Here is a 25,318-nt window from a genome sequence, read left to right as displayed (position 1 = left end):
AGATTGAACGAAATTCAACCACGAAAGTTCAGCAGCGCCGAGGAAGCAAAGAGAATTATCATGTATACCAATCTTAATGATTTTCACCCAATTGCCGATGGGCATAACTTAAATACTGACGTATTTCGGCGGGCTATTGCAACGGTGAGCGCACAAGGTGGCGGTATCTTGTATGTACCACCGGGGCGCTATTTAAGTGGAAGTATTTGCCTAGAAAACAATGTATTACTGTATTTAAGTGCTGGGGCGGAGTTAATTGCTTCTCCCAATTATAGCGATTTTTCTGCGGGGGTGAGTGAAGTCGCCGCTGAAGGGAGTTACTACGGTTTTATCTTTGCCAAAGGCAAACAAAATGTTGGGCTTTTGGGGCAAGGTAAGATCAATGGTAACGCACCGGCTTATAACGCTGAAATAGCAGATGAACTTGGCTACCGTAAGCCAGATGCTGAAAGGCCTCGTACTGTTATTTTTGAAGAGTGTCGCGATGTGGTGATCGAGGACATCAGCATTATTGATTCGCCAATGTGGACATTGCATATGGTCTCATGTGAGTACGGACGGATTAGCAATGTGAAGGTGAAAAATAGCTTTAAATACACGAATACCGATGCGATTGACTTAGATGGTTGCCGCCATTTTATCGTTAGTGGCTGTCAGTTACACACTGCCGATGACGGCGTGTGCCTTAAAACCAGTCGTAAGGCTGCTCGAATGGATCAGGCATGCGAAGATATTTTAGTCGATAATTGCTTGATTCACTCGCATAGCTCTGCGTTGAAAATAGGCACTGAAAGTTTCAATGATTTCAAAAACATCAAATTTAGCAACTGCATTATCAGTGACTCAAATCGAGGCTTAGCGTTGGTTTCTCGTGATGGTGGGGATATTCGCAATGTTAGCTTTGACAATATTTCAATCGAAACCAAGTTTACAGCGCCATGTCATTGGGGGAAAGCTGACTCTATTTATATCACTGCAAAAAGACGTCAAGCCGCTCGCCCTTGTGGTGTCATTAAACATATTACTATGTCTAATATTACGATTCGGTCAGAGGGCGCGATTAACTTCCATGCCGAGCAGGCAGGGCTGATTAAAGACATTCGTTTGTTTAATGTCAGTCAAGCTCAGCTTGGGCACCATCACCCCGATCGTGGCACTTATGACGTTCGTCCGCCATGTAACCCTCATCAAAGTGATAATTCAGGGATGGACAATGCCTATACCATATTAGAAGGACAGACTCGTCCTTGGGGCGTTTGGCTCTACCCAAATGGATTACCAGCCGTGTTTGCTCATAACATCTGTAAGACGGAGATCAGGTTAGAGTCTTGCTGCTTTACTCAGCAAGAAGGCTCAAGTTGGAATCCGGAACAAGTCGTCTTTGTGCACGATTTGAAGGGGGACGTCCAAATATAAGGTTTGTGTAGATAGAACAAAAGCCGCAGCTTAGTGCTGCGGCTTCATTTCGAACATGTTTTTTGCTAACCGTAAATCGTTAGCGCCCAAGTGCTTTATCGAATTCAGCCCAACATTCCGTCATATCGATGACGGTTTTGTCTTTTCTTGCTTGGTCGATCATGATAGCCGTTAAGCCCGCTTCCAGAGCATCCACAACAGAAACTTTAAGCGGTGTACCATGAAGCATGTGATTGACGACTTCTTGTGCCATTAATTCATCTGAGCCGTAGTGACCATCATAAGCTGTGCCTTCATACTGCTTGTCGGTTAAGCAGTTTGTGGTTCGAGCATCGTGGACTTTAAAAAAGTTACGGACAAAATCACCTTCTGCCATTCCGTCGGTACCGATCACGCAAAAACGACGGAACTCATCAGGGACATTTAAGTTGGCATGAAACGAGAGTGTGGCGCCGCCTTGATATTCAATGATGGCATTTTGGTAGTCAATGATATCAGCATCGCTATCAAATACGGCGTCAGTGCTATTCCAGCCGCTGGGCTTAGTGTGGTACATCTCAGAATCTACGGTAACGGCTCCTGTCGGTGCATGTTCGGGCGTAAATGATTTTTTACCGCCGAAGCTGGCAACGCGCACCGGACGCTCACCAACGAGCCCTTGGTAAAGGTCGATGTCATGACAGCATTTTTCTAAAATATAAGGTCCGGCGTATTTCTCCATTCTGCGCCAGTCTCGCATGAAAAAGGCACCATGATGGGGAGGAATATGTTCGGTCGCTTCAATCGAGGTGATTTCGCCCAGTGTACCTTGTTCTTTCGCGATGATTAAATCCTGATATAACGGAGAATAGCGTAGTACCAGCCCCACAATAATTTTATCTTCACCGTATTCCTTCACCAGTTTGGCTAGCTGAAGGCTTTGTTCCTGGTTGATGACCACCGGCTTTTCCGTAAACACGGTATAACCTGCTTGTAGACCAGCACGAATATGCTCAAGATGCATGAAGTTGGGTGTGCCCACCATCAGCAAATCAAAGCCTCCGGCACTTAGCATTGCGTCAAGATTTTCATAAGACTGGCCGGGCTCTATGCCAAATTGGTGTAAATTTGGTAGTCCGGCTGGCGCCGGGTCGACATAACCTGTGATTGAAAAGTCTGGGTCCGCTTTATTCATGTCTCTAAGGACGTGAGAAAGGCGATGCCCTAATCCAATTATCCCTACTTTCATTTTTCCTCCCTGACCAGTTACGTGATGAGCCGAGCTCAGTTCTGGTAAGACAAATAGTACCAATAGATGAATGTTATTTAATCTATCTCATTTACTTCACAAAAAAAAGTAAATAAAGATTTTTAATGAGTTATTTTTGGTGTGATTTTTAATGTATGTATATAAATCAATATCTTAAAGTTATTTTATTTTATTTAGTTTTTTTATATGAAATCTTTTTTGTTGATATTGGAGTTGTTTTTATCTATTTTGGCTAAAGGTTACAAATGGCAGGTGACCCATTTCAACCATGTATCAAGGGGAAACACAATTTGGATTGTCAATATTTTATCGGTGTGGATGGTGGCGGCACTAAATGTCGAGCTCGTTTAATGAATGTTGATGGTGAGATTCTCGCTGAATGTGTCGCGGGTTCAGCTAATATCTATTCTGCGTTTGATAAAGCATTCGAAACCGTAAGCCGTCTGATCGCTGATGTTTACTTACAGGCCAATTTGCCTTTTGAATCCTCTGCTTGTACTAGTGTGGTACTTGGCTTAGCGGGAGCCAACGTTGAGTCCTATCGTCAGTGTGTTCAAAAAGCTCTTAAAGGTTTTGCACATGTGAAAGTCGTGTCTGATGCTGAAATTGCTTGTGTTGGCGGTCACTTAGGTGAAAGCGGTGCTGTGCTAATCACAGGTACGGGCAGTCAAGGTGTGAGATGGGATGGTACGCAATTTAGTCGAATCGGAGGCTGGGGGTTTAGTCTTGCCGATCAAGGATCCGGTGCGATTTTAGGACGCCGGGCGGTTCGGTGCGCACTACAAGCTCATGAGAATTTAATTGAACCGACAGCCCTAACTCGAAAAATAATGAGTCAATTTGACAACTCGCCAGAACAAATGCTTACTTGGTCGACCAACGCGACTCCAGCTGATTGGGGCCAGTTTTCGCCTACAATTTTTCACTACGCTGAACTTGGAGATGTCGTTGCAACACAACTTGTGCGAAAGACTGCAAGTGAAATAGATCAAATGCTGGACTATTTAACACATCAAGGTGAGAACGGAGCGACTTTGATGGGTGGGCTGGCGAAGCCGATTGTGCCATGGCTATCACCTCGTAATCAGGCGGTTCTAATCGATGCCAAAGGTGATGCGCTTGATGGCGCATTGATATTGTCGCGTTTGTCCTGTGAATACATATAATGCACGAACGCCGTAACCACTAGATAATTTTGAGTTTAATTATGCCGACACCACCATCCATCACTACTCGTTTACTTCGTTTGATTGTTGAACATGCTTCAATCAGTCAGTCAGACTTGAAAGTGCGTAGTTCACTGAGTATGTCAGCTGTTTCCCAAGCGACGAATAAGCTATTGAACAAAGGTATTATTCGTGAGTTAGGATTACGTAAGGTCTCAATGGGGAGACCGAAAACGCTGTTGGGTATCAACCCTGATTTTACATGTGTGATTGGTGTTCAGCTTAATACAGAGCGTAATCTTATTGTGATGACTGACTTGGCCGGTACTTTGATTGGTGAGCAACAGATTTCAATCGGCAAATTAACACCAAAGCAGCTTGGTGATGCGTTAGCTAAGTTTATGAAATCGACTGCGTCACATAGAAACATCGGTGCCATTGGCCTTGCTATATCAGGGGTTGTCGATCCTGATTCCGGCCGCTGTTTGCGTTCATTTTTGCTTGATTGGAATAATGTCGATATTGCTTCGCAGTTGACTGAGCGTTTTTCGATTCCGGTATTTATTGAGAATGATGCCAATGCATTAGCGCTGGCTTCGGTCGTATTTGGCCAGATTGGGCAGTCCTCGTCAGCAATTCTTGCTACTTTTGGTCAGGGCATCGGCGCGGGGATTATTATTAATCGCCAGTTGTATCGTGGTCGTCATGGTAATGCCGGTGAAATAGGGAATGGGTTGTTGGGCGATGGTTCTGAAAGAGAATTAGAAAGCGTGGCCTCGTCACGGGCAATTTTGCAGTATTTGTTGGATCATGACCCAGATATTGATAAACGAAATCCACCACGCACTTTACAAGAGCTAGAGCTTAATCCGAGCCCGATGGCGATTGAGACTCTGACGAATGCAGGACATCACCTCGGTGTGTCTTTGGCGAATTTATCCATTGCCTTTGACCCGGATATTGTTTATTTGACCACAGAGCCTCAAACGGTATCGCGTATTTTATTTGATCAAGTTCTTCAGAGCTTTCAAAAATACCGACTGCGTGTCACGCCTCAGGTGACGCCGCTTCATTTTCTCACTGAATCACGGATGTGGGCACAAGGTGCCGCCGGTTTTGCAGTTAATCGATTATTGGATATGTTAGCTAGTGAGATAGATAATGAAAAACAGGCAAACTGATTTGTTGTTATTGTCCAAGTCGTTCCACATTATCCAAAAGTGAGAATCTTATCGGATGGCAATTCACATATTTTCCGAGTTTTTCTTTTAATGAGAAAATGAGAGATGCTCTGTATCTCGAAGACGATGAAGGTTCTTTATAGCTCCGGTTACTCAAAACATGTTCGGGGGCATTCGCGGATTGCGACATCTGCTGACATATATTTGTCTTTACTGACTTTTTCCGATGTTTGGACCCAGCCGTATAGCGGAATGCCCGGGTGTTCCAAGTTCTTCTCAATCTGATAAAGTTTGAATTTGAAGTGTTGCTTTAAGTGAGGTGAGTCCCCGGATTTAACTGCAACAACCAGATAGACCTTCTTTGATGTTTTGATAAAACCAAAACTTCTCACCAAGACATTTGAAACAGAGACATTAATACCAAATAGCGTAAATCGGTCACCTACCGGTGTCGGTACAATCGAGTAGGTTGCGTCGCTATTCTTGATATAAACCGAGAGTGTCGGATCCGGATGAGATGTGTTGTTATCAAACCGCGAATAAAAAACAGCATCAAGGATGCCATCTGAGTTTAAGTCCAAGTGATTTAAGCCACTATTGAGTTCAAAAAAAGTGGCCGCAGCGTAAGTATTAAAAGGGTGTAACAACAGTATGAATAAATATAGATATCTCATTTGTTGATCGCCTCTTTTTTAGTTAACAAATGAGAGCGATTCATGAGATAGGTGTATAGGTTCGGGAGCGCTAATCCTGCAAACGAGATGATAATACCGATGATTTGGTATTGATCTGGGATGAAACCGGTAAAAATTGTAAATATAGCGGCAAAGACAGGGATTAAGTTGAAAAACAAAGAAGACTCAGTTGGTCCGATTTTTCTTACGGAGTGAACCCATAAGATGTGAGGAATACAGGTTGTAAATATCGCCATATATAGAATGAGCCCCCAAGTCTGAGTGTTTATTTCTGTCAATACACTGAACAAATTCAGCTGAAATGAGCTCAGCAAGACAATACAAATTGAACCAAAGAGCATCACAAGGAATGTTAACTGAAGTGGCTCTAGTTGAGATTTTATTTTCGTTGAAAAAATGGTATAGACACTCCACGACAGTGTGCCTGCAAAAATAATCAAATCGCCCTTAATCATAAATTGACTATCATCCAGTGGTGAACCTATCACTAAAACAACGCCAATCATACAGAGTAAAAGGGCGATAATGTGAGACAGATTAACTCGCTCTATATTAAATCGACTGGCAATAAATAAGGTCATCAAAGGTGAAAGAGACACAATCAGTGACGCATGGATAGGTGATGTGTCATTGAGTCCGTAAAACAGCCCCAGATTAAACCCCGCAATTCCGAGTATCCCAAGGAAAAAAAGGAAAACATAGTTTCTCAATGACAGTGGTGTGGTTGCTTGCTGTCTAAAAAGGCAGATCCCCCCAAGAATGATGGTGCTCAACACAAAACGAATCGAGAGTAGCGCTAATGTATCCACTTGTTGTAGTGCGATTTTTATCACTACAAAATTGCTTCCCCATAGGATGACAGCAATTAGTACGCCAATATAATATTTGTAGGCATGATTCAAAATAGAGTTCTCACCGTGTCCGTTGTGGGATGTTCAAGGCTGCGAGGCATATCTCACTAATCGAAAACCTAAGTCAGGTCTTTTATGACCGCGGGAATGGATATCACAATTTGCCAGAGAGTCATCGCTGATGATAAAACTTCCTCCGCAATAGAAGTAAAGGATGTTATTGTCATCGAGATTAAAGGCTTCTCCAGTCCATTCCGCAACATTGCCAGACATATCGAATAGATTAAGTTCATTCGGTTTTTTCTGTCTGACAAGATAAGGCATTTCTTGTTGTGATAAATCATCGGTTGGAAACCAACCCACAGAATCTCTCTGATCTGAACCGGCAAATAATGTTCCATAGGTCTGATTTTTTAATGCTTCTTGTCCCCCTCGCGCTGCAATTTGCCATTCAAAAATACTAGGAAGACGATAACCGGAAGCTGAATCATCGACTGTGACGATTCCATCTTCGGGGCGTTCAAAAATAGGATGGTTTGACTTGTCTAAATAATAAGGAGATAGATCATAATAACGGCTGATCATATTTGAGAAAATAATAGCATCCCACCATGACACATTCGCAGCAGCTATATTTGATTCTTCTTTATTTGATTCTTTAATCATATCGCCTTTCACTAAACTATGCTGGATTGCCCAATTTTTGACCTGATCCAACAATGAACGTGTCACTTCATTTTGCATGATATAGAAAGACTTTATCGTCACATTTGTGTGCTTTTCATACGGTTGTTGACCAAAAACGTCACCAACGTAATAGTCTCCTGCTTGAACAAGGGACTCTTCTACTTTCGGTATATTTTTAGTCGATGAGAAGACAGAAAAATTGATAGAATAAATGCATAAAAATAATAAGTAACGCATCAATTAACAACCTCTATTTCAATTGGAGTCAGGGGCGTGGAACAGCAAGCTAAAATGTAGCGTTCTTTTATTTCTGTCCGAGAAATACCACCGGAGTGATCCATGTCTACTTGCCCTTTTTTTAATAATACTTTACATCGACCACAAAATCCGGCTTGGCAATTATAATGTAAATCAATGCCATGTTTCAATGCAGTGTCTAATATTGAATTTTCCTTATCAAGAGGAAACTCAATTATTTCTTCATTGATGATACATTTATTATTTTGCATTCTTTATCTCTTGTTATCTAATTGATCTAATTTTGAAGATGACTTTCTATGAAATAGTCGGTTTTTTATCTCTTTTCTAATCGTTTCTTGCTCTTCAATGAAAGATTGTGTAGAGATTGAATTTTCTTCAATTCGTCGCAGTAGATAGGGAAGGGAGCTTTCCATCGGGCCATAGGGAACATATTTACTTGTTTTAAATCCATATTGTTTAAGACGAAGAGTTAAATGATCAGAAAGCCCATAAAGTTGGCCAGACCAAGCATGAGAGAGTACAGGGTATTGAACTATTTTATCAATACTTTCATTATTATGTGTCGCAAAGAAAGGAGAAAAGTTTTTAATATTATTGGCAATAAATTCAATAGCAGATGAATAATTATTGTCAGTTTCTTCCTTTGTTGAAAAAATAGGAAACTCAGCTATATCCGTACAATGTCTTCGCTCATCTTCCAAATAGGCCCCGCGAACTAATTTAATACCTGCTTTGAAGTGATGTTGAATAGATTCTTGATAGCAATGCTGGAGAAATGTCAATTTATCCTTAAGGTAGCATTGGATCGTTAAATAAATCACGGTTTGGGTGGTGTTATATCTCTTCATCGATTGAATGACCAGCTCATCCACGGCGGGTTGAATCCAAGACTGTTCCGCATCGACCATGACTTTTACATTATGTTGAGATGCAAATTGAAAGATATCTTCATAACGTTGCTTGATTTGGTTCCAGTCATTGATTTCACCAGCCGAAAGGCATTGCCGTTGAGATATCTTTTGATAAATCAGACTAGAACCAATTGAAGAAGGCTTAATAACAACAAATGGGAGATGTTTATTATGGCTCGATAGTTTGATTAATCTTATTGTATTGTCGAGTGCAGCTTGGAACCCAGATGAGTGATCAATACCTTCGACAGCATAGTCGAGTAAACTGGCAGTTCCATCTCGGCTGAGTTTATCGGATGTGTCAATCGCTTCCTTGATATTTTCTCCGCCAAAATATATTTTATATATAATTTCATGGAACTTTGAACGGACACCTTTAGTGATTAACCATTTAAATATTTTTACGAATATAACGCCAATATATCGGTTGGATAAAATGACAGATGAAAAATATTTAAATATTAATTCTAAATTTGAGTGTCGATAATACATGAATGTCTCTCCATGAGATATTTATCATTATAAAAAATAAGGCAAGCACTATATTGCATATTGCTTGCCTCTATTATTTTAAGCAGATAATTCAGCTAGTTCTTCAGCTTCAGATGTTTGGCCGCGATATAGACGTCGAACTATATTGTCATCTTGAAACTCTTCTCTTTCGTGAATGACTCTTCGGTTATCCATGATGAGGAGTTCATTACTTTTCCAATAATGTTTGTAATAATATCGGTCTTGCTTGTAGAACGCTTCAAGTTCTCTGAAGAACTTGTCATTTTCTTCCTGTGAAAAACCAACGATTCTGGATTCCCAGCTTGCTGGCTGACCTTCATGGAATGGAAAATAAATCAGCATTTTTTTAATCCAGCCTAAATCTGTAAAAACTGGCACATCAAACCAACCTTCCGGTGAGACATCAGAGTAATACCCTTTTTCTAAAACACGCGCTTGGAATGTCTCATTTTCAAGTATATCTTTCAGGTGGTTCGGCATTTCTTGGTTTGCAAGAACATGATCGACAACGGTTGTCGCACCTCTGAATTTCATGTTTTCGATGGTGTTAGAATAAAGAAAAACATGGTCCACAGCCGTGAGTAGTAATCCACCATCCGCATGGAGTGGTAATTGTCCTCGACCGGTGACAATTTTTCCTTTTTCACCATCGAGTTTGAGTGTATCGACATAACCAAATCCAACCCCGATTCGCTCCTCTGAATACTCAACAATTTCACCATAGGCGGTATAAAAATCCCGGAAATCATTGGCATCGAGTTTAATATCTTGAACAACCAAGAATCCTTTTTCTCTCAAAAGCTGTTTGATTTCTTCAGGTGTTGATTGCTTAAAGCTTTCTTCGGTCATTTTTGCACCAAAGCTGGTACTCATGATTGGTTCATAATCCATTGGTTTTATGCTCCTATTTCTGACGTTGTTTTTAATACTCGGTTAAAATGTTGCTGTGCATCTCCGGCACCAAACGAAAGTCGGTGAACTTCTTTCGATTCTTTTCTTGCGGTTTCCAAAAGCTCAAAATAGCCATGGTTCATTACTTTTTTAGTCGAGCGGAAAGATGACGTAGGGTAGGCCGACAATTTTTGTGCTTCGCTTATCGCGGTTGATAAAAGTTGCTCTGGCGGTGTTATTGAATCAGCGAGGTGAAGTTGAGTCGCTTCGGCGGCATCCAACTCATCACAACTGTAAACAATAGACTTCATCGCGTTATAGCCAATGCAGTGTGATAGTATTTGAGCGCCCAAAGAACAACCAATCCCGTGTTTTAATTCAGGCATAATGAACTTACCGGTGGATGACATGATGCGGGTATCAAACATCATGGCGAATTGAAAACCCATCCCAATCGCATAACCATCGATTGCTGCAACGGTTGGCTTTTTGACATTGAGTACGGTTTGATACAAGTCAATCACTCTATCTATCCAGCGATCCACTTCTGCCCCGCCTTTCAGATTGCGGACTTCATTGAAGTCACCGCCGGCACTGAAAGAACGATTATCACCACCATAAACCACGATGGCACTGATATTGGTATCATGATCTGCTTCAACTAAAGCGGCTTTCATTGCATCTTCAAGCGCTTCACTAAATGGGTTATGAATACTTTTATGATTGAGTGTAATCACTCTGACAGAATTAATGTCAGATGTTTTGATTGTCATGATATTACTCCGTAATTATTTTTTTTATTTCATCTAAGTTGTAATCGTTAATATTAATTCTGCCTAATATCAATGACTGATACATCTTGTATGTAAATAAATTCTTCTCATAATAATTATCAACTTTGACACCAAGTGTATTGGCAAACGATTGGTCGACAGCAGACCCCTCATGGATACCAATTTTTTTACGCCAAACAATTTCATCGGGTAATTTTTTAAATGAATCAACATATTTTCTAAGAATATATTTGTTTTCATTGTCTCTGATTTTTAATTTATGATTCATATTTTCACACAATGAAATCAACCGTCTTGTCCAGAATGGGTGTCTGACATCAATGCCGAATTCACGAGGGCCAAGCGTTGAAAATTCTGAAGTCCACTGAGTTCTATAGACTAATTGGCTCAATTCTTGGTTTGGATCATGCTGACTGCTAGGGTTGATTACACCACCAAACAGTAGATCTGAACCGTAACCAGTCAATAGCAGTTCGGAGTTTTTATTTGCCATTTTGTAGACATTAAATAAGCCAGATTGAATTTCTGCCGAAAGCCCATCAAAAATTTCATTGTAGTAAATAGATTCAATGACACCGTTGATAATATCTTTCTCATCTAATATTTTATTTTCATGGTTGGTATGTAGACACTCAGAAACGATTTCTGCGTATGGAAACTCATTGAAGGACTCTGTACCAATTGAGTAGGTATAAATATTGTCAAACTGCTCACTTGCTAGGAGCGTGATGAGGCTGGAATCCAGTCCGCCAGAGAGGGGGATTCCGACCTTTTTATACTGATTGTACGAATCACTGATCGGTGATTGTATATAATTGTCAATAATTTGAAGAAGCAGATCTTCATCAAAATTTGTTTCACAATGATTGCTACAAAAGAGTAGGTCTGAAACTTTGTTATAAAAATATCCTTTACGATCAAAAGATATTTCATTAATACTGGCCGGTTTCAATTTAATTGCATTATGGATCGGAGAATAATTATTTTGTCTTGGGCCATCGATACAAACTAGACTCGGATTTTTGAAGTGAATGGCTTTGTCGCCTTCAACACTTGCAAATACTTTTAGATTATTTGTAATCCATAATGAATGCTCATCGTGAGATGAAATAATACTTACAGGATTCATTCCAAATGGATTGGTAATAACTTGGTATGTTGAATTGTTATTCTCAATGATGATACAGAAATCACCCTCAAGTAAAGACAGCGATTGAATACCTAATTGCTTTATCATGATCATGATGATGTGAGCAGGTTCTGCATTTTTCGCATTTGAACACAAGTTTGATATAAGCTCGTTAATAAAATCCAAGTTATGTATATCGCCAATTAAATGAATGATTTTTTCTTCATTATACTGGCTGTAATTCTCTCTTTTTCCTACGCACAATATTCCATCAGAAATGGAGATTACATTGCAATTAAAAGATGTTTCTATTCTTTTGTCTATATTTACACCGGGTTTTTTGATTAAAGAAAATCCTGTCTCCATGGAAACCTCTATTTAATTCAATTTATTTTAAGTGATTATTTTGTGCTGGGTAATCTAAACGACATTAATTTTTTGTCAATGTTGATAAATATTTAAATGATATATAGATCACATTATTAATAATTTATTAACACAATTTAAATAAATTAAATTTTGCAACCAGGTTTAAATAATTATCATGCATTTCTTAATTATTAAAACTATTTTTTTATCTATATGAATAATAAGTTAAATTAGTTTTTTCTATGGTTTTTTTTGATTTTTCTGTATTTTTTGGCTAATCCATTTGTATAACTATATGATTTATAATGGTTTTTATAAATGTTAAGATGTTATTTATTTTGTTACATTGTGTGTAAATTTCTGTTTAGTTAATATATATTTTTGAATTTTATTCACTAATTATAAAATATATTTTATTGTGTTTTTTGATGATATTTGAACTGTTTTCTATCAATTATTTAATTATTCGAGTTGTCAGTATTTGATTCGTTTTATTACTTATTGACCGAATCATTATATATGGCAATAAAAATTGATTCAAAAAATGAGTTACTACTGTTTGGTTACGAGACAACAATATGCTCGTCTCTGAATGAGGAAATAATTGATCATCAGAAAGCTGAAAAATGAAGACATGTGATAGAGAAGTACGACATCTATGACTGTTGTGTTTTCGCTGTTCAGGGAAAAGTAATATTGGGAAAGGCCCTGTATTAGATGTGTATTAGACGGTGATGAAGCGTCTGATGCTCCGTATCCGTTGTGGTTGGTGATGAAGAAAAAGCCTTGTTATCACAAGGCTTTTTCAGTTGTTATCGATAGGGTGTTTCAGGCATTACTCCTGAATCAAAGCGACAGCTTCACGAGTGAGACGGGCGAGTTCTTCCCAGTCGCCATTTTCAATCAGTGACTTCTCGACCATCCAAGTTCCGCCACAGCCAATCACGCGGGGGATATCGAGGTAATCTTTGACGTTGGATGGTTTAATCCCGCCGGTCGGCATCAGCTCCAGATTGGTATATGGGGCAAGCAAAGATTTAACCATGCTGATGCCGCCCGATGGTTCTGCCGGGAAGAATTTCATGGTGGTGATGCCCATTTCAAGCGCGGCTTCAACGACACTCGGATTGTTGATGCCCGGAATGATTTCAATCCCTAGTTCCTGACAAGCCCGAACAGTGTTGGGGTTAAAACCGGGAGAGACAATGAATGTCGCACCTGCTTCTTTGGCGGCAATAACCTGATCCCGGTTAAGCACAGTACCTGCACCGATGAGCATGTCCGGTTGTGATTCACGTAGCAGGCGAATGGCTTGCGCGGCTGCATCAGAACGGAAGGTGATTTCTGCTGCGGGCAGGCCGTTTTCTACTAATACTTTACCCAGAGGAATAATGTCCTCGGCTTTGTCGATCGCAATCACAGGAATGATTTTGATTGCTTTGATTTGCTGTTTAATGTCAGACATGGTTGTTCCTTATTGAGAGAGTAGCGCAGCCTGAGTATAGATAGGATCGATAATCGCACCGCGATGTTGAATGACAGTCCCCGCGAGTTGATTACCGCGTTGGCACGAGGCTATCAGTCCGTATCCGGCTAAATAGGCAGACAAAAAACCGCCATTGAATGAGTCACCGGCCGAGGTCGTATCGACAACCTGTGCAACAGGCGTCGTGGCCACGGTGTGAACCGATGTATCATCCCCCTGAACGAGGCATCCATCCGCCCCTATTTTAACGACGCAACGCTGTACCCCGAGTTTTTTCAAGCGATTCAGCGTGTGTGTCGGTGTGAGATCGCCCCACAATTGTTGTTCGTCATCAAATGTCACCAAGGCTAGATCGGTGAGCCGATACATGGCCTCGTAGATCGTTTTCACGGTGACATGATGATCATCGGGCCAAAGTGCCGGACGGAAATTGCTGTCAAATGCGATTTCCACGCCTTGTTGACGCAATTTTGCCAACAGGTTGAGCAGTTCCATCCGATCTTGCTCGGGCAAAATGGCGAGGGTAATACCACTGAGGAATACCATATCGACATCGGTCAACGCTGCTTTGATCTGGTGAATCTCCGGATGTTGCATCAAATAGCGCGCTGCCGATTGGTTACGCCAGTACAAGAACGTTCGTTCCCCCTGCTCATCGAGCTGGATTAAATACAACCCCGGAGAGCGCTGTTCATCACGCAATACCAATTCGGTATCGAGTCCTTCCTGGTGCCAACGCGAGAGCATACCTTGGCTAAGCGGGTCGCGCCCCAAAGCCGTGACGTAGGAGACTTTTATACTCTCCGGCTCGGCATTGGCTGCGCAACCGCGACAAAGATAAACGGCTGCGTTGAGGGTATCACCGCCAAAAGTTTGTTGCATCGGGCCGAATGGTTTGCCATTCAGCTCAATCATACATTCACCGATAATGGCGATATGTTTCATCAGTTAATTCCTCTCCTCAAAATAGCGTTGCGCATTGCCAAAACAGATATTTTCAACCATTGGACCGAGCAGTGAGAAGTCATTTGGCACTTCGCCGCTTTCAACCCAGCGCCCTAGCAGATTGCACAGAATCCGGCGGAAATACTCGTGACGGGTGTAAGAGAGAAAGCTACGTGAGTCGGTCAGCATTCCGACGAACTGGCTGAGCAGACCAAGTTGTGAGAGTTGCTCGATTTGGCGCTGCATGCCGTCTTTCTGATCGTTAAACCACCATCCGGATCCAAACTGAACTTTGCCGGCAATACCGCCACCCTGGAAGTTACCGATCATGGTTGCCATCATTTCGTTATCTCTGGGGTTGAGGCAATACAAAATGGTGCGAGGCAATGCATTGGTTTTATCCATCTCATCTAAGAGGTGAGCCAGTTCAAAAGCAAATGGTCGATCCCCGATCGAATCAAAACCGGTGTCCGGGCCAAGTTGGGTAAACATGCGGCTATTGTTGTTACGCTGGGCACCAATATGGAGCTGCATCACCCAGCCCAGTTTGGCATAGCGTTGACCAAGCCAAACCTGTACCGCAGTTGAAAATTGGGCACATTCCAGCTCAGAAAGCGTCTCGCCATTGAAACGACGCGTTAGCAGGGCATCGAGGGTTTTGTCATCCGGAATCGGTGCATAGCGGACAATCTCGATCCCGTGGTCTGCTGCGCGACAACCGTGGGCATCGAAATGAGCCAGACGCTTATCGAGTGCACTTAATAAATCACTGAAGCGTTCAATATTGATATCAGCGACTTCGCCCAGCTGTTGTACATAGTCAGAAAAGCCATCAAGTTCAATCTTGAAAACTTTGTCCGGGCGCCAGCTTGGGAGGACGGCAATGTCGAAACTGTCATCTTGAGCGATAGCTTGGTGGTGTTCGAGAGAATCAATCGGATCATCCGTGGTTCCGGCCATGACGACGTTCATCTGTTGCATGATCCCACGGGCCGAGTAGTCGGGGGTGGCTAATAACGTTTTGCATTGCTCCCAGATAGCATCAGCCGTTTGTGGCCCCAACAAGGTATTGGTGATACCGAACGGGCGACGCAGTTCGAGGTGGGTCCAGTGATATAAAGGATTCCCTAGCGTCTGTGGAACCGTCTGTGCCCAAGCGAGATACTTGTCGTAGTCGCTTGCATCCCCGGTGATCTGCTGCTCAGATACACCCGCTGAGCGCATGGCTCGCCATTTGTAGTGATCCCCCGCCAGCCAGATTTGAGTCAGGTTTTCAAAGTGACGATCATTGGCGACATCTGCCGGACTCAGGTGACAGTGATAATCATAGATGGGTTGATGACAGGCATATTCGTGGTACAGACGACGTGCTGTCTCTGTTTCCAGTAGAAAGTCTTCATCCATAAAGTTTTTCATTATTTTTCTCCTGACAGCGCGGCGACCGTTGCGCGGGCGCCGTTATCCAATAACGATTGATAGGCACGGCTGACAGCCTCAATCACTTGTGGGTTTTGGCCCAGTTCACGAGAGAAAATCGCTTCTACGCCGAGTAACGCCGGCACGACTGAGACGTTGAGGCCGTGTTGATCACAGATGTCACGCAACTGTTTTGCCATCGGATCGCGTACATCAATCTCGTTTCCCGCTTCATCGACACCCGAGACATAACGCATCCAGCCGGCAATGCCAGTCGCAATCCACGAAAAATCACTGCCATGCGTCAGGTGGTAGGCTAGGCTACGTCCCATCCGTTGGGGGATTTTCTGACTGCCGTCCATCGCGATTTGCCAGGTGCGATGTTTCAAACTCGGGTTGGTGAAACGCTCGATCAATTGTGTGGCATAGGCTTGTAGATCCGTCCCTTCCGGCATATTGAGTGAGGGTGCCTGCGCCTTCATCATCATGTCGAACGCTGCTTGTCGATAACCCGCATCCGTCATGGTGTCAGAGATATGCTCGTAGCCACCGAGGTAGCCAAGATAAGCGAGAAACGAATGACTACCATTGAGCATTCTCAGCTTCATCTCTTCGTAGGGGACGACATTGTCGACAAACTCTGCGCCAGCCACATCCCATTCGGGACGTCCGGCGACGAAATTATCTTCGATGACCCATTGGCTGAACGGTTCACAGGCAATGGCACATGGATCGTGGCAACCCAGTAAGGTTGCAATTTCGTCGAGCGTATCAGGCGTTGCCGCCGGTACAATGCGATCAACCATGGTACAAGGGAAAGTGACATGCTCTTCAATCCAGAGGCGCAGTTGTGGATCAAGTTGTTGGGCAAATTCAAGTATCGCCGCTCTGGCCACATGTCCATTTTCCTGAATGTTATCGCATGACATGACCGTAAAGGGTTGTAAGCCGCGGTCACGGCGTCGTTTCAATGCTTCAACGATATAGCCCAGTGCGGATTTCGGGGCTTCGGGTGTTTGTAGATCTTGCTGAATGAGGGAATGATTCAGATCAAGCTGACCGGTTGCCGGATCGACGCAGTAGCCTTTTTCGGTGATCGTCATCGAGACGATTGCCACTTGAGGTTCTGCCATTTTCTCCAGTACGGCTTGAATGCTGTCCAGTTTCGGGTGGCATGACTCTGTCACCGAACCGATAACTTTGACGGCTGTTTCCTGCGCGCCTTTTTCGACCACGGTGTAGCAGTGATCCTGATGACGCAGCGCGGTGATCAAGTCTTCGCTGGTAAATAGACTGACTTCGCAAATCCCCCAGTCACTGGCGGTTTTTTGTAACAATTCATGGGTAAACAGTGCCTGGTGTGCGCGGTGGAAGGCACCGAATCCTAAGTGAACCATTCTGGTGACCAGACGGCTTCGATCATATTCTGGTAAAGATACGCCAGAATTCAGTTGTGTATTTGCAATTGTATTCATGTTGCTCTCTTCTCAGATTGAAATGCGATGATGGTTCTCGGTCGGTTGACCGTTGACGATAAGTTGCCGGTTTTCTGTTATCGGGAGGCGAATCTCGACACTATCGTAATCAGGAGCAAAGTCACCAGACTTCGAGACAGAGACCTGAACTGTTTTGGCATCGCTCGTAACTGTCACGGTCAGTTCTAAATAGTGACCGTCCTGATAGGCATAACTTTCACCGTCATCGTCAAAAATAGTTTGAGAAAAATGATGGCAGCCTTGAGCCGGGAAAATCAAAATGACGCGTTGGTTGTCATGCTGCGTGTTGGGGACACCCGCTTCCGGATTGAGTGGCAATGCACAGCCAGCTTTGACAAGGAGCGGCAGTGTTTCTAATGCGGCCGGGCGCGTGATGGTTTGACCGGCACTAAACCATTGGTGCGTATAGAAGTCATACCATCCCACGGTATTTTCCGGGAGATAAACATCACGCTGACGTTGATTCGGTTCAACGACAGAGGCAACCAGCAGTGACTGACCCAGCATGAAGTCATCATTCTCTGACCAAGTGTTGGCATCATGTTCATGATCGAGGAACGTCGGACGGAGCATCGGTTCATGAGCGTGGTGAGCCAGCCAAAGCGCATCATAGAGATAGGGCATCAATTGGTAACGCAGCGCGATCGCTTTGCGGATAATCGGTGTGACTTCGGGATACATCCACGGCTCATTGACCGTCCCATCATCATTCCATGAGTGAATGGTAAAACGTGGGTGCATGACGCCGTTTTGAACCCAGCGAACAAAGAGTTCCGGATCGGGTTTATCTCCGGAGAACCCCCCGACATCATGTCCGAGGTTGTACAAGCCCGATAAACTCATCCCCAAGCCCATTTTGATGTTGTATTTCAGGCTGGTCCAATTGGTTCGGTTGTCACCACTCCAAGTCTGCACATATCGGTTCATGCCGGGACAGCCTGAACGGGAGATCAGGTAAGGCCGTAATTGCGGTGCGGATTCTCGTTGCGCGTGGTAAGACGCTTTCATCATCAGGAGTGGCTGTAATGGTCTGATTAAACCGACAGGAATCGCGTCGCCGAATCCGTAACAGCGCGCCTCGCGATCCCATATTTCGTATTCATTATTGTCGTTCCAGGTTGCGTCGATGCCTTTTTCAAGCAACTGCGTTGTGACATTACTTTTCCACCAGTCCACAGTTTTCGGATTGGTAAAATCGAGGTGAGAGCCATTGGCATCCCAGAAGACTGAGATTTCCGGGTTATCACTTTCTGAATCCTGAATAAACAGCCCCTGTTGTTTGACGGACTGATACATCGGGTGATCATGCAGTAAACAGGGTTTGATATTGGCTGCGAGCTTCAAACCATGCTGGTGGAAATGATCTGACATGGCCGTCGGGTTGGGCACTTTGTCGTCATTCCAGTTAAACACATAACGTTTATCGCCAATCGAAGTGTACCCAGATGAGAGTTGGAAAGAGTCACATGGGATTTGATGGCTGTCGCACTGATCAACGAAACTCTCCAGCAGTTCTTGCGCATTGGGTTCATCGGTATAACGCATTGTCGAACCGCTATAACCTAAACTCCATTTCGGGCCGAAGATTGTGCCACCGGTTAATTTGACGAACGCGCGGGTTACATCAATGACTTGAGGGCCAAGGATAAAATAGAAATCCAGATCGCCATCTTCAGCGCGATAGCTGCGATATTTGACGTGATAGTTATCGAGCTCATTCCCCAAGTCGAACCAGCAACTGGCAAGGTTATCGTAGAACAAGCCATAACTGACATTGTGTGGTGTTCGGGTAATGTAGAACGGGATGTGTTTATAGAGCGGGTCGGTTGAGCTGGCATCGTATCCCATGGCGTCGAGATTGCGCATTTCGAAGCGACGGCCTTCACGATTGAGGTTCCCGGTCTTTTCTCCAAGTCCAAAGTAATGCTCGTCATCGCCCCGATGCATGAAGTGGGCGACCCCCTCCGAACGTGTGGCGAGTTGAATCGCACCGGTTTTACGATCATGGGCGAGGGGATGCCATTCACCTTGGGAACGATGCTGCCAGTGCAGTTGCAAAGGTTGTGTGATCGTCAGCTTAAGACGGTCAGTGGCAATTTCAACCACATCATCATCATGCTTTAACTGATAATCGGGCAGTGAATAGCCTTGTGTTGAGGTTCTGGCCCGGCCATGCCAGTCGATATCATCGGCTGACGGTGATACCGTCCAGGTTCTGTCGAGGCGCAAGCTTTCGTTTTTCTTGACTAACACCCGGAAGATGTCTTGTTCGAGGACAAAAACATGCAGTGTATGTTTCGCATCACAGCGAAGAATCACTTCGTTACCCCGAGCTGAATCCCATTCCCAATGTTTCAATGTTTTCATGATTTAATCCTTACATTGGGGTGTACCTTTCGACACCCCTAAGCATACAAGCGAGATTAATAGCCGAGGAAGGCTTGAGGCAGTGCTAAGCTGATTTCCGGAATATAGGTGACTAGCATCAGCGCGAGAACTAAGACTGCATAGAACGGCAGTAACGGTTTGATGACTTTATCAATTTTCACTTTACCCACGGAGCAACCGATGAATAGTGCGCTGCCGACCGGCGGTGTACAGATACCGATACAGAGGTTAAATGTCATCATGATCCCGAAGTGAACCGGATCCATGCCCAGATCCATCGCAATCGGCAAAAAGATCGGTGTGAAAATCAGCAGGGCCGGCGTCATATCCATGAAGATTCCCACGATTAACAGAATCAGGTTAATGATGAGAAGCACGACCAGCGGATTCTCTGATACATTCATCAGCGCATCACTGATCATGTAAGGAATATCAGCATTGGCCATCGCCCAAGACATCCCCATCGATGCACCGATCAGCAACAGTACAATCGATGTTGTCATGACTGACTCTAAAATAATTCCGGGGAGTTGTCTGATGGAGACTTCACGATAGAACACCACGGCCAGCATCAATGTATAAACCACAGCAATTGCAGAGGCTTCGGTTGCGGTAAAAATCCCCCCGATAATGCCTCCCATGATGATGATAATGAGACCAAGACTCGGTAATGCATCTAATGTTCTTTGCAGTACCATTTGACTGGTGGGTTTTTCGGATACGGCGTAGTGACGTTTTTTGGCGATAATCGCCGCGACGACCATCAAGCTCAATCCCATGAGCAGGCCGGGGATATAACCTGCGAGGAACAGTGCACCAATCGACGTCCCGCCAGAAATTAATGAGTAGACGATAAACGTGTTACTGGGCGGAATCAGTAATCCGGTCGGGCAAGAGGTAATGTTGACTGCCGCAGAGTATGCCGGATCATAACCTTCTTTCTTTTGCAGGGGAGACATCGTGCCACCCACCGCCGCAGCGGATGCAACGGCCGAGCCTGAAATCGAACCGAACATCATATTTGCGAGGACATTAACGTGCGCTAATGAGCCCGGTAACTGGCCACCCAACACTTTGGCAAAATTAATCAGTCGCAGGGCGATCCCCCCCTGATTCATGATATTCCCCGCAAGGATAAAGAAGGGAATGGCGAGCAAAGAGAAGCTATCAAGACCCGATGCCAGCTTCTGTGAAATAACCGCAATGGCGGCATTAAAAGGGAGTGACAGCATCACCGTCAACAGTGATGAGATTGCGATACCAAATGAGATTGGTACGCCTAATCCTAAGAAAATAAAGAAGGTGCCAAACAGAACAATAATAATTTGCCAATCCATGAGTTGGTTCCTATTTTAATTGGTTAGCCACAGAATCCACTTTATGTGATTTACTGCACATTAGGGTTCTCAGGTTGGTCAAAAAGTCAGTGGATAGATAAATCAACATAAACATGCCACTGAGGGGAATCGCTGCGTAAACATATCCCATCTGGATGCTAAGAGCCGGAGATATCTGACCGGTTGCGAGGACGTGCAGCATGAGTTTGCCACCGCCATAAACCATGATCACGCTGGCAAACAGGAAACTGATTATATTAATAATAAGACGAAGAATACTGAGTTTAGCTGGTTTGTTCTCTAACATTTGTTCAAGTAATTCAATGGCTAAATGGCGTTTTTGCCCCAATGTATATGCCGCGCCCATCAGACCGACCCATATAAAAAGAAAGCGAGCGAGTTCGTCTGTTGTTGTACTGGGTGTGTTCAACACATACCGAGAGAAAACTTGCCAGACGACGCAAATAACGAGGACGCTGGATAACCCGATACAGAATATCGATAGTCCTCGATTAATGACGCCTATTAACTTGTCCATAATGACTCCTGGTAAACCAATTTTTGTTATATAAGCATATAGGGGTAAACTATTTCCTTAAAATCGCTTGGCATTAGAGCATGTCACACAGAAACAGCCTGTGATCGAACTCTCATTAACATTTGGTCTGAACAGTTGGGCGTATTTTTTATGAAGTTGGTCAACCAATTGGAAGTTTTTGGTTGAAATTGGTCTGCATTGGCAGCTAAGTTAACGGTGACCTACTAGAGATGAGACAAATTAGGCATGGAGTGCTCATCCGATAATCTGAAAGATAACGCATGAAAACAACATCACTCTAAATGGAGAATATTATGCGGTTGAATAAAAAAACGCTGTCTACCCTGATGGCTTGTGTGGCGGCAGCTTCAATTTCTTTTACAGCATCAGCGACTACCATTTTAAAGTTGAGCCATAACCAAGACAGAAATCACCCTGTTCACAAGTCGATGCAATATATGGCAGAAAAAGTGAAAGAGTATACGCACGGTGAGGTGAAAATTCGTATCTACCCGAATGGCCAGTTAGGGACGCAGCGTGAGTCGATGGAATTGCTGCAAAATGGCGCTTTGGATATCGCAAAATCAAATGCGAGTGAGCTGGAGTCGTTTGAACCCGCTTACGGTGCATTTAACATTCCTTATATTTTCCATGACCGCGACCACTTTTACCGCGTGATGACCGGTAAGGTCGGGGACGATATTTTAAATGCGTCTAAAGGAAAAGGCTTCATTGGTTTAACTTATTATGATGGTGGTGCCCGTAGCTTCTATGCGAAGAAACCGATCAAGTCTCCGGCTGATCTGAAAGGCATGAAAATTCGTGTGCAACCGAGTCCTACCGCAGTCAACATGATTAAACTCATGGGTGGTTCACCGACGCCACTGGCTTATGGTGAATTGTACACAGCGCTGCAACAAGGTGTGGTCGATGGTGCTGAGAATAATGAAACGGCTTTAACCAACTCTCGTCATGGTGAAGTCGCTAAATTCTTCAGCATGGATGAACATACCATGATTCCCGATGTGCTTGTTATCAGTGAAGAATCCTGGAATAAACTCACGCCGGATCAACAAGTTGCTGTTCGTAAAGCCGCGAAAGAGTCCATGATGTATCACAAAGATCTTTGGACCAAAATGATTGCAGAAGCGCAAGAAAAAGCCAAATCGATGGGGGTTTCTTTCGTGAAGGTTGAGAAACAGCCATTTATCGATGCGGTTAAACCAATGCATGATAAAGCTTTAAATAATAAAGCAATTTCAAAATACGTGAAAGAAATTGATGCGTTGGCATCAAATTAAGCAATGACATCAATGGTTGACCAATGTATCTTGGTCAACCAATTTTTAGGGGGGGGATGTCGTAGCACTATTATCCAACAATCCCTGCCTCCAGACTAACGGTCGTAACTAAGTGAGATCATATGGGTATTCAAACAAACTTGAGTGTTCGTGTTGATATGACTCATCCACAGCGCCTTTATCAAACAATAGGCCTTGGATTGCAAAAACGGATTACATCCGGGGAGTTTGGTCTCGGTGATCGACTGCCGCCTGAACGAGAGATCGCAGAGGAACTTGATGTGAGTCGTTCCGTCGTTCGGGAAGCCATTATCATGTTAGAACTGCAAGGGTTTGTTGAGGTTCGCAAAGGGTCGGGGGTTTATGTCATTAAATTGCCGGACACATTACAAGAAGAGCAGGGGCCTGAGTTAAATCGCAGTAGCGATGTCGGCCCGTTTGAATTGTTACAAGCACGGCAGGTATTAGAAAGTCAGATTGCGAGTTTTTCTGCATTGAACGTCACGAAGAATGAAATCTCTCGTCTTCGATACTATTTGGATCAAGAGCGCATCAATCTGGAAAATAATACCGAGGATTACGAATATGATCGACTCTTCCACCTGACGATCGCTGAAGCCTCTCAAAATAGTGTCTTGAGTGACATCATTCATGACTTGTGGGAGCGACGCAACGATAGTCCTATGTGGCAACAACTGCATTCACGTATCAAGAGTAATACTTACCGTTGTCAGTGGTTAGAAGATCATGAACGAATCTTATTGGCATTGCAAAAGCGTGATCCGGACGGTGCCAGACAAGCGATGTGGCAGCACATCGAAAATGTGAAGCAGACGTTGTTTAAATTATCCGATATGGATGATCCGCTATTTGATGGTTATCTGTTTCGCTAACTCTCTGAATCGAGCCATGTCGCACACATGCAGTATGGTTCAACAATGAATCATTACAAAACGAATAACTAGGAAATAATTATGGAACAAACTTGGCGTTGGTACGGCCCAAGCGATCCTGTGTCTTTAGATGATATTAAACAAGCAGGCGCGACGGGAATTGTAACTGCATTGCATCATATTCCGAATGGTGAAGTATGGCGCAAAGATGAAATCCTCAAGCGCAAAACGCTGTTAGAAGAGAAAGGCTTTAATTGGTCCGTTGTCGAAAGTGTTCCGGTACATGAAGAGATTAAGACGCGCACCGGTCACTATGCCCAATGGATTGAAAATTACAAACAGTCATTAATCAATCTGGCGGAATGCGGCATTGATACCGTGTGTTATAACTTTATGCCGGTACTTGATTGGACACGTACCGATCTGGAATATCAGTTACCTGACGGTTCTAAAGCACTGCGTTTTGATCAGATTGAATTTGCAGCATTTGAACTGTTTATTCTCAAACGGCCGAATGCAGCGGCCGATTACACCGCAGAGGAACAAGCACAAGCGAAAGCCTGTTTCGAACAGATGTCTCAGGCACAAATTGAGAAGTTAACCGCCAATATTATTGCCGGTTTACCCGGTGCGGAAGAAGGTTATACGTTAGCAGAATTTCAGGCGCGTCTTGATACGTATCAGGACATAGATAGAGAAAAACTGCGTGAACATATGGTGTTATTCCTACAAGAGTTGATGCCGGTATGTGAGCAATACGGCCTTAAATTAGCTGTCCATCCGGATGATCCGCCGCGTCCGATTCTTGGTTTACCTCGGATCGTCTCAACCATTGAAGATATCGAAGCACTGACGACCGCGGTACCAAGTCTGATGAATGGAATTACCATGTGTACCGGCTCTTACGGTGTGCGCGGAGACAATGATCTGGTGCGGATGATAGAGACGTATGGTGAACGAATTTACTTTACTCACTTACGTTCGACCATGCGTGAAGAAGGCAATCCCATGAGTTTCCATGAAGCTGCACATTTAGAGGGTGATGTGGATATGTACAATGTGATTCATGCGCTGCTTAAAGAAGAGCACCGACGTGAAACACAAGGAGATGTACGTCGTATCCCGATGCGGCCGGATCACGGGCATCAGATGATTGACGATTTGAGAAAACAAACGAATCCGGGCTATTCCTGTATTGGGCGTTTGAAAGGACTGGCTGAGATTCGAGGTGTTGAACTTGCTTTGAAACGGGCATTTTACACCAGTAAATAAATGATTTATCTATACCTAGTTACGTTCTTTGCTGTTGATTGACTTAGCCGCTATTTAGCGGCTTTTTTTTGTGCACCGACATTTGATTTTTCCCAAATGGTCGCTAATCTGAGATAATGAAAAATTGATCGAG

22 protein-coding genes are annotated in these 25,318 nt (G+C 43.6%); 6 read left to right on the top strand and 16 right to left on the bottom strand.

The features are described from left to right. Positions 1-60 precede the first annotated feature (60 nt). Entirely contained in the window at positions 61-1,416 is a 1,356-nt protein-coding gene (locus tag MKS89_RS13510) for a glycoside hydrolase family 28 protein (protein WP_072958096.1), read from the top strand. Between the two features lie 79 nt (positions 1,417-1,495). Here the strand turns inward: MKS89_RS13510 and MKS89_RS13505 are convergent, their stop codons facing one another. Then, complete coding sequence (locus MKS89_RS13505; protein ID WP_072958098.1) at positions 1,496-2,644, bottom strand: Gfo/Idh/MocA family protein; 1,149 nt, start codon at positions 2,642-2,644, stop codon at positions 1,496-1,498. A gap of 311 nt (positions 2,645-2,955) precedes the next feature. Here MKS89_RS13505 and MKS89_RS13500 point away from each other — a divergent pair, with 311 nt between their 5' ends. Both MKS89_RS13500 and MKS89_RS13495 read left to right on the top strand, forming a co-directional pair. Further along, the gene (locus MKS89_RS13500) at positions 2,956-3,831 is read left to right on the top strand and encodes a glucosamine kinase nucleotide-binding domain-containing protein (RefSeq protein WP_106406953.1); all 876 of its coding nucleotides are present in this window, start codon (positions 2,956-2,958) and stop codon (positions 3,829-3,831) included. A 41-nt stretch (positions 3,832-3,872) separates the two neighbouring features. After that, positions 3,873-5,012 (top strand): ROK family transcriptional regulator, encoded by a 1,140-nt coding sequence (locus MKS89_RS13495; protein ID WP_072958102.1) that lies wholly within the window; start codon positions 3,873-3,875, stop codon positions 5,010-5,012. A 149-nt stretch (positions 5,013-5,161) separates the two neighbouring features. On the opposite strand, the gene MKS89_RS13490 is transcribed toward MKS89_RS13495, so the two are convergent. The 15 genes from MKS89_RS13490 to MKS89_RS13420 all read right to left on the bottom strand — a co-directional run bounded on the left by MKS89_RS13490 (position 5,162) and on the right by MKS89_RS13420 (position 21,719). Further along, positions 5,162-5,686 carry a carbapenem self-resistance protein CarG family protein gene (locus MKS89_RS13490; protein WP_072958105.1) on the bottom strand — a complete coding sequence of 175 codons (525 nt, stop codon included), beginning with the start codon at positions 5,684-5,686 and terminating at the stop codon, positions 5,162-5,164. Then, positions 5,683-6,540, bottom strand: coding sequence for a DMT family transporter (locus tag MKS89_RS13485; protein WP_131814888.1), 858 nt, complete (start codon positions 6,538-6,540; stop codon positions 5,683-5,685). The genes MKS89_RS13490 and MKS89_RS13485 overlap by 4 nt, the downstream gene beginning before the upstream one ends. Before the next feature lie 102 nt (positions 6,541-6,642). Next, positions 6,643-7,482, bottom strand: coding sequence for a formylglycine-generating enzyme family protein (locus MKS89_RS13480; protein ID WP_077316517.1), 840 nt, complete (start codon positions 7,480-7,482; stop codon positions 6,643-6,645). Beyond that, a complete protein-coding gene (locus MKS89_RS13475; protein ID WP_072958109.1) occupies positions 7,482-7,754 on the bottom strand; it encodes a 2Fe-2S iron-sulfur cluster-binding protein in 273 nt (90 codons plus the stop codon). Before MKS89_RS13475 ends, MKS89_RS13480 begins: the two co-directional genes overlap by 1 nt. Before the next feature lie 3 nt (positions 7,755-7,757). Beyond that, the gene (locus MKS89_RS13470) at positions 7,758-8,909 is read right to left on the bottom strand and encodes a proline dehydrogenase family protein (protein WP_072958111.1); all 1,152 of its coding nucleotides are present in this window, start codon (positions 8,907-8,909) and stop codon (positions 7,758-7,760) included. A 78-nt stretch (positions 8,910-8,987) separates the two neighbouring features. Continuing rightward, positions 8,988-9,821, bottom strand: a complete 834-nt coding sequence (locus MKS89_RS13465) for a TauD/TfdA dioxygenase family protein (RefSeq protein ID WP_072958113.1) — start codon at positions 9,819-9,821, stop codon at positions 8,988-8,990. Positions 9,822-9,826: 5 nt separating this feature from the next. After that, positions 9,827-10,594, bottom strand: a complete 768-nt coding sequence (locus tag MKS89_RS13460; RefSeq protein ID WP_072958116.1) for an enoyl-CoA hydratase/isomerase family protein — start codon at positions 10,592-10,594, stop codon at positions 9,827-9,829. 4 nt (positions 10,595-10,598) lie between these two features. After that, a complete protein-coding gene (locus MKS89_RS13455; RefSeq protein WP_072958119.1) occupies positions 10,599-12,110 on the bottom strand; it encodes an asparagine synthase family protein in 1,512 nt (503 codons plus the stop codon). Between the two features lie 838 nt (positions 12,111-12,948). After that, positions 12,949-13,578 carry a bifunctional 4-hydroxy-2-oxoglutarate aldolase/2-dehydro-3-deoxy-phosphogluconate aldolase gene (locus MKS89_RS13450; RefSeq protein WP_072958121.1) on the bottom strand — a complete coding sequence of 210 codons (630 nt, stop codon included), beginning with the start codon at positions 13,576-13,578 and terminating at the stop codon, positions 12,949-12,951. 9 nt (positions 13,579-13,587) lie between these two features. Beyond that, a complete protein-coding gene (locus MKS89_RS13445; RefSeq protein ID WP_072958124.1) occupies positions 13,588-14,544 on the bottom strand; it encodes a sugar kinase in 957 nt (318 codons plus the stop codon). A 3-nt stretch (positions 14,545-14,547) separates the two neighbouring features. After that, positions 14,548-15,960 carry a glucuronate isomerase gene (uxaC, locus tag MKS89_RS13440; protein ID WP_072958126.1) on the bottom strand — a complete coding sequence of 471 codons (1,413 nt, stop codon included), beginning with the start codon at positions 15,958-15,960 and terminating at the stop codon, positions 14,548-14,550. Then, the gene (locus MKS89_RS13435) at positions 15,960-17,435 is read right to left on the bottom strand and encodes a mannitol dehydrogenase family protein (protein WP_072958128.1); all 1,476 of its coding nucleotides are present in this window, start codon (positions 17,433-17,435) and stop codon (positions 15,960-15,962) included. The genes uxaC and MKS89_RS13435 overlap by 1 nt, the downstream gene beginning before the upstream one ends. A 12-nt stretch (positions 17,436-17,447) precedes the next feature. Continuing rightward, the gene (locus MKS89_RS13430; protein ID WP_072958130.1) at positions 17,448-19,823 is read right to left on the bottom strand and encodes a glycoside hydrolase family 31 protein; all 2,376 of its coding nucleotides are present in this window, start codon (positions 19,821-19,823) and stop codon (positions 17,448-17,450) included. Positions 19,824-19,879: 56 nt separating this feature from the next. Then, entirely contained in the window at positions 19,880-21,181 is a 1,302-nt protein-coding gene (locus tag MKS89_RS13425) for a TRAP transporter large permease (RefSeq protein WP_072958132.1), read from the bottom strand. A gap of 10 nt (positions 21,182-21,191) precedes the next feature. Then, positions 21,192-21,719 (bottom strand): TRAP transporter small permease, encoded by a 528-nt coding sequence (locus tag MKS89_RS13420; RefSeq protein WP_072958135.1) that lies wholly within the window; start codon positions 21,717-21,719, stop codon positions 21,192-21,194. A 314-nt stretch (positions 21,720-22,033) separates the two neighbouring features. Between MKS89_RS13420 and MKS89_RS13415 the strand changes: the two genes are divergently transcribed. The 3 genes from MKS89_RS13415 to uxuA all read left to right on the top strand — a co-directional run bounded on the left by MKS89_RS13415 (position 22,034) and on the right by uxuA (position 25,185). After that, the gene (locus MKS89_RS13415) at positions 22,034-23,020 is read left to right on the top strand and encodes a TRAP transporter substrate-binding protein (protein ID WP_072958137.1); all 987 of its coding nucleotides are present in this window, start codon (positions 22,034-22,036) and stop codon (positions 23,018-23,020) included. A 122-nt stretch (positions 23,021-23,142) separates the two neighbouring features. After that, positions 23,143-23,913 (top strand): FCD domain-containing protein, encoded by a 771-nt coding sequence (locus MKS89_RS13410; RefSeq protein ID WP_106406950.1) that lies wholly within the window; start codon positions 23,143-23,145, stop codon positions 23,911-23,913. Positions 23,914-23,994: 81 nt separating this feature from the next. Further along, positions 23,995-25,185: a mannonate dehydratase gene (uxuA, locus tag MKS89_RS13405; protein WP_072958140.1), complete on the top strand. Its 1,191-nt coding sequence runs from the start codon at positions 23,995-23,997 to the stop codon at positions 25,183-25,185. The last annotated feature ends 133 nt before the right edge of the window (positions 25,186-25,318 follow it).

It is taken from the genome of Vibrio gazogenes, from assembly GCF_023920225.1.
GTDB lineage: Bacteria > Pseudomonadota > Gammaproteobacteria > Enterobacterales > Vibrionaceae > Vibrio > Vibrio gazogenes.
This window is presented reverse-complemented; position numbering and strand designations above follow the sequence as displayed.

What these genes read in the sequence shown, in the direction of transcription:
- MKS89_RS13510 (WP_072958096.1), top strand. Translation starts at nt 61, where the DNA reads ATGTATACCAATCTTAATGATTTTCACCCAATTGCCGATGGGCATAAC.
- MKS89_RS13505 (WP_072958098.1), bottom strand. Translation starts at nt 2,644, where the DNA reads ATGAAAGTAGGGATAATTGGATTAGGGCATCGCCTTTCTCACGTCCTT.
- MKS89_RS13495 (WP_072958102.1), top strand. Translation starts at nt 3,873, where the DNA reads ATGCCGACACCACCATCCATCACTACTCGTTTACTTCGTTTGATTGTT.
- MKS89_RS13490 (WP_072958105.1), bottom strand. Translation starts at nt 5,686, where the DNA reads ATGAGATATCTATATTTATTCATACTGTTGTTACACCCTTTTAATACT.
- MKS89_RS13480 (WP_077316517.1), bottom strand. Translation starts at nt 7,482, where the DNA reads ATGCGTTACTTATTATTTTTATGCATTTATTCTATCAATTTTTCTGTC.
- MKS89_RS13475 (WP_072958109.1), bottom strand. Translation starts at nt 7,754, where the DNA reads ATGCAAAATAATAAATGTATCATCAATGAAGAAATAATTGAGTTTCCT.
- MKS89_RS13470 (WP_072958111.1), bottom strand. Translation starts at nt 8,909, where the DNA reads ATGTATTATCGACACTCAAATTTAGAATTAATATTTAAATATTTTTCA.
- MKS89_RS13465 (WP_072958113.1), bottom strand. Translation starts at nt 9,821, where the DNA reads ATGGATTATGAACCAATCATGAGTACCAGCTTTGGTGCAAAAATGACC.
- MKS89_RS13460 (WP_072958116.1), bottom strand. Translation starts at nt 10,594, where the DNA reads ATGACAATCAAAACATCTGACATTAATTCTGTCAGAGTGATTACACTC.
- MKS89_RS13455 (WP_072958119.1), bottom strand. Translation starts at nt 12,110, where the DNA reads ATGGAGACAGGATTTTCTTTAATCAAAAAACCCGGTGTAAATATAGAC.
- MKS89_RS13450 (WP_072958121.1), bottom strand. Translation starts at nt 13,578, where the DNA reads ATGTCTGACATTAAACAGCAAATCAAAGCAATCAAAATCATTCCTGTG.
- MKS89_RS13445 (WP_072958124.1), bottom strand. Translation starts at nt 14,544, where the DNA reads ATGAAACATATCGCCATTATCGGTGAATGTATGATTGAGCTGAATGGC.
- uxaC (WP_072958126.1), bottom strand. Translation starts at nt 15,960, where the DNA reads ATGAAAAACTTTATGGATGAAGACTTTCTACTGGAAACAGAGACAGCA.
- MKS89_RS13435 (WP_072958128.1), bottom strand. Translation starts at nt 17,435, where the DNA reads ATGAATACAATTGCAAATACACAACTGAATTCTGGCGTATCTTTACCA.
- MKS89_RS13430 (WP_072958130.1), bottom strand. Translation starts at nt 19,823, where the DNA reads ATGAAAACATTGAAACATTGGGAATGGGATTCAGCTCGGGGTAACGAA.
- MKS89_RS13425 (WP_072958132.1), bottom strand. Translation starts at nt 21,181, where the DNA reads ATGGATTGGCAAATTATTATTGTTCTGTTTGGCACCTTCTTTATTTTC.
- MKS89_RS13420 (WP_072958135.1), bottom strand. Translation starts at nt 21,719, where the DNA reads ATGGACAAGTTAATAGGCGTCATTAATCGAGGACTATCGATATTCTGT.
- MKS89_RS13415 (WP_072958137.1), top strand. Translation starts at nt 22,034, where the DNA reads ATGCGGTTGAATAAAAAAACGCTGTCTACCCTGATGGCTTGTGTGGCG.
- MKS89_RS13410 (WP_106406950.1), top strand. Translation starts at nt 23,143, where the DNA reads ATGGGTATTCAAACAAACTTGAGTGTTCGTGTTGATATGACTCATCCA.
- uxuA (WP_072958140.1), top strand. Translation starts at nt 23,995, where the DNA reads ATGGAACAAACTTGGCGTTGGTACGGCCCAAGCGATCCTGTGTCTTTA.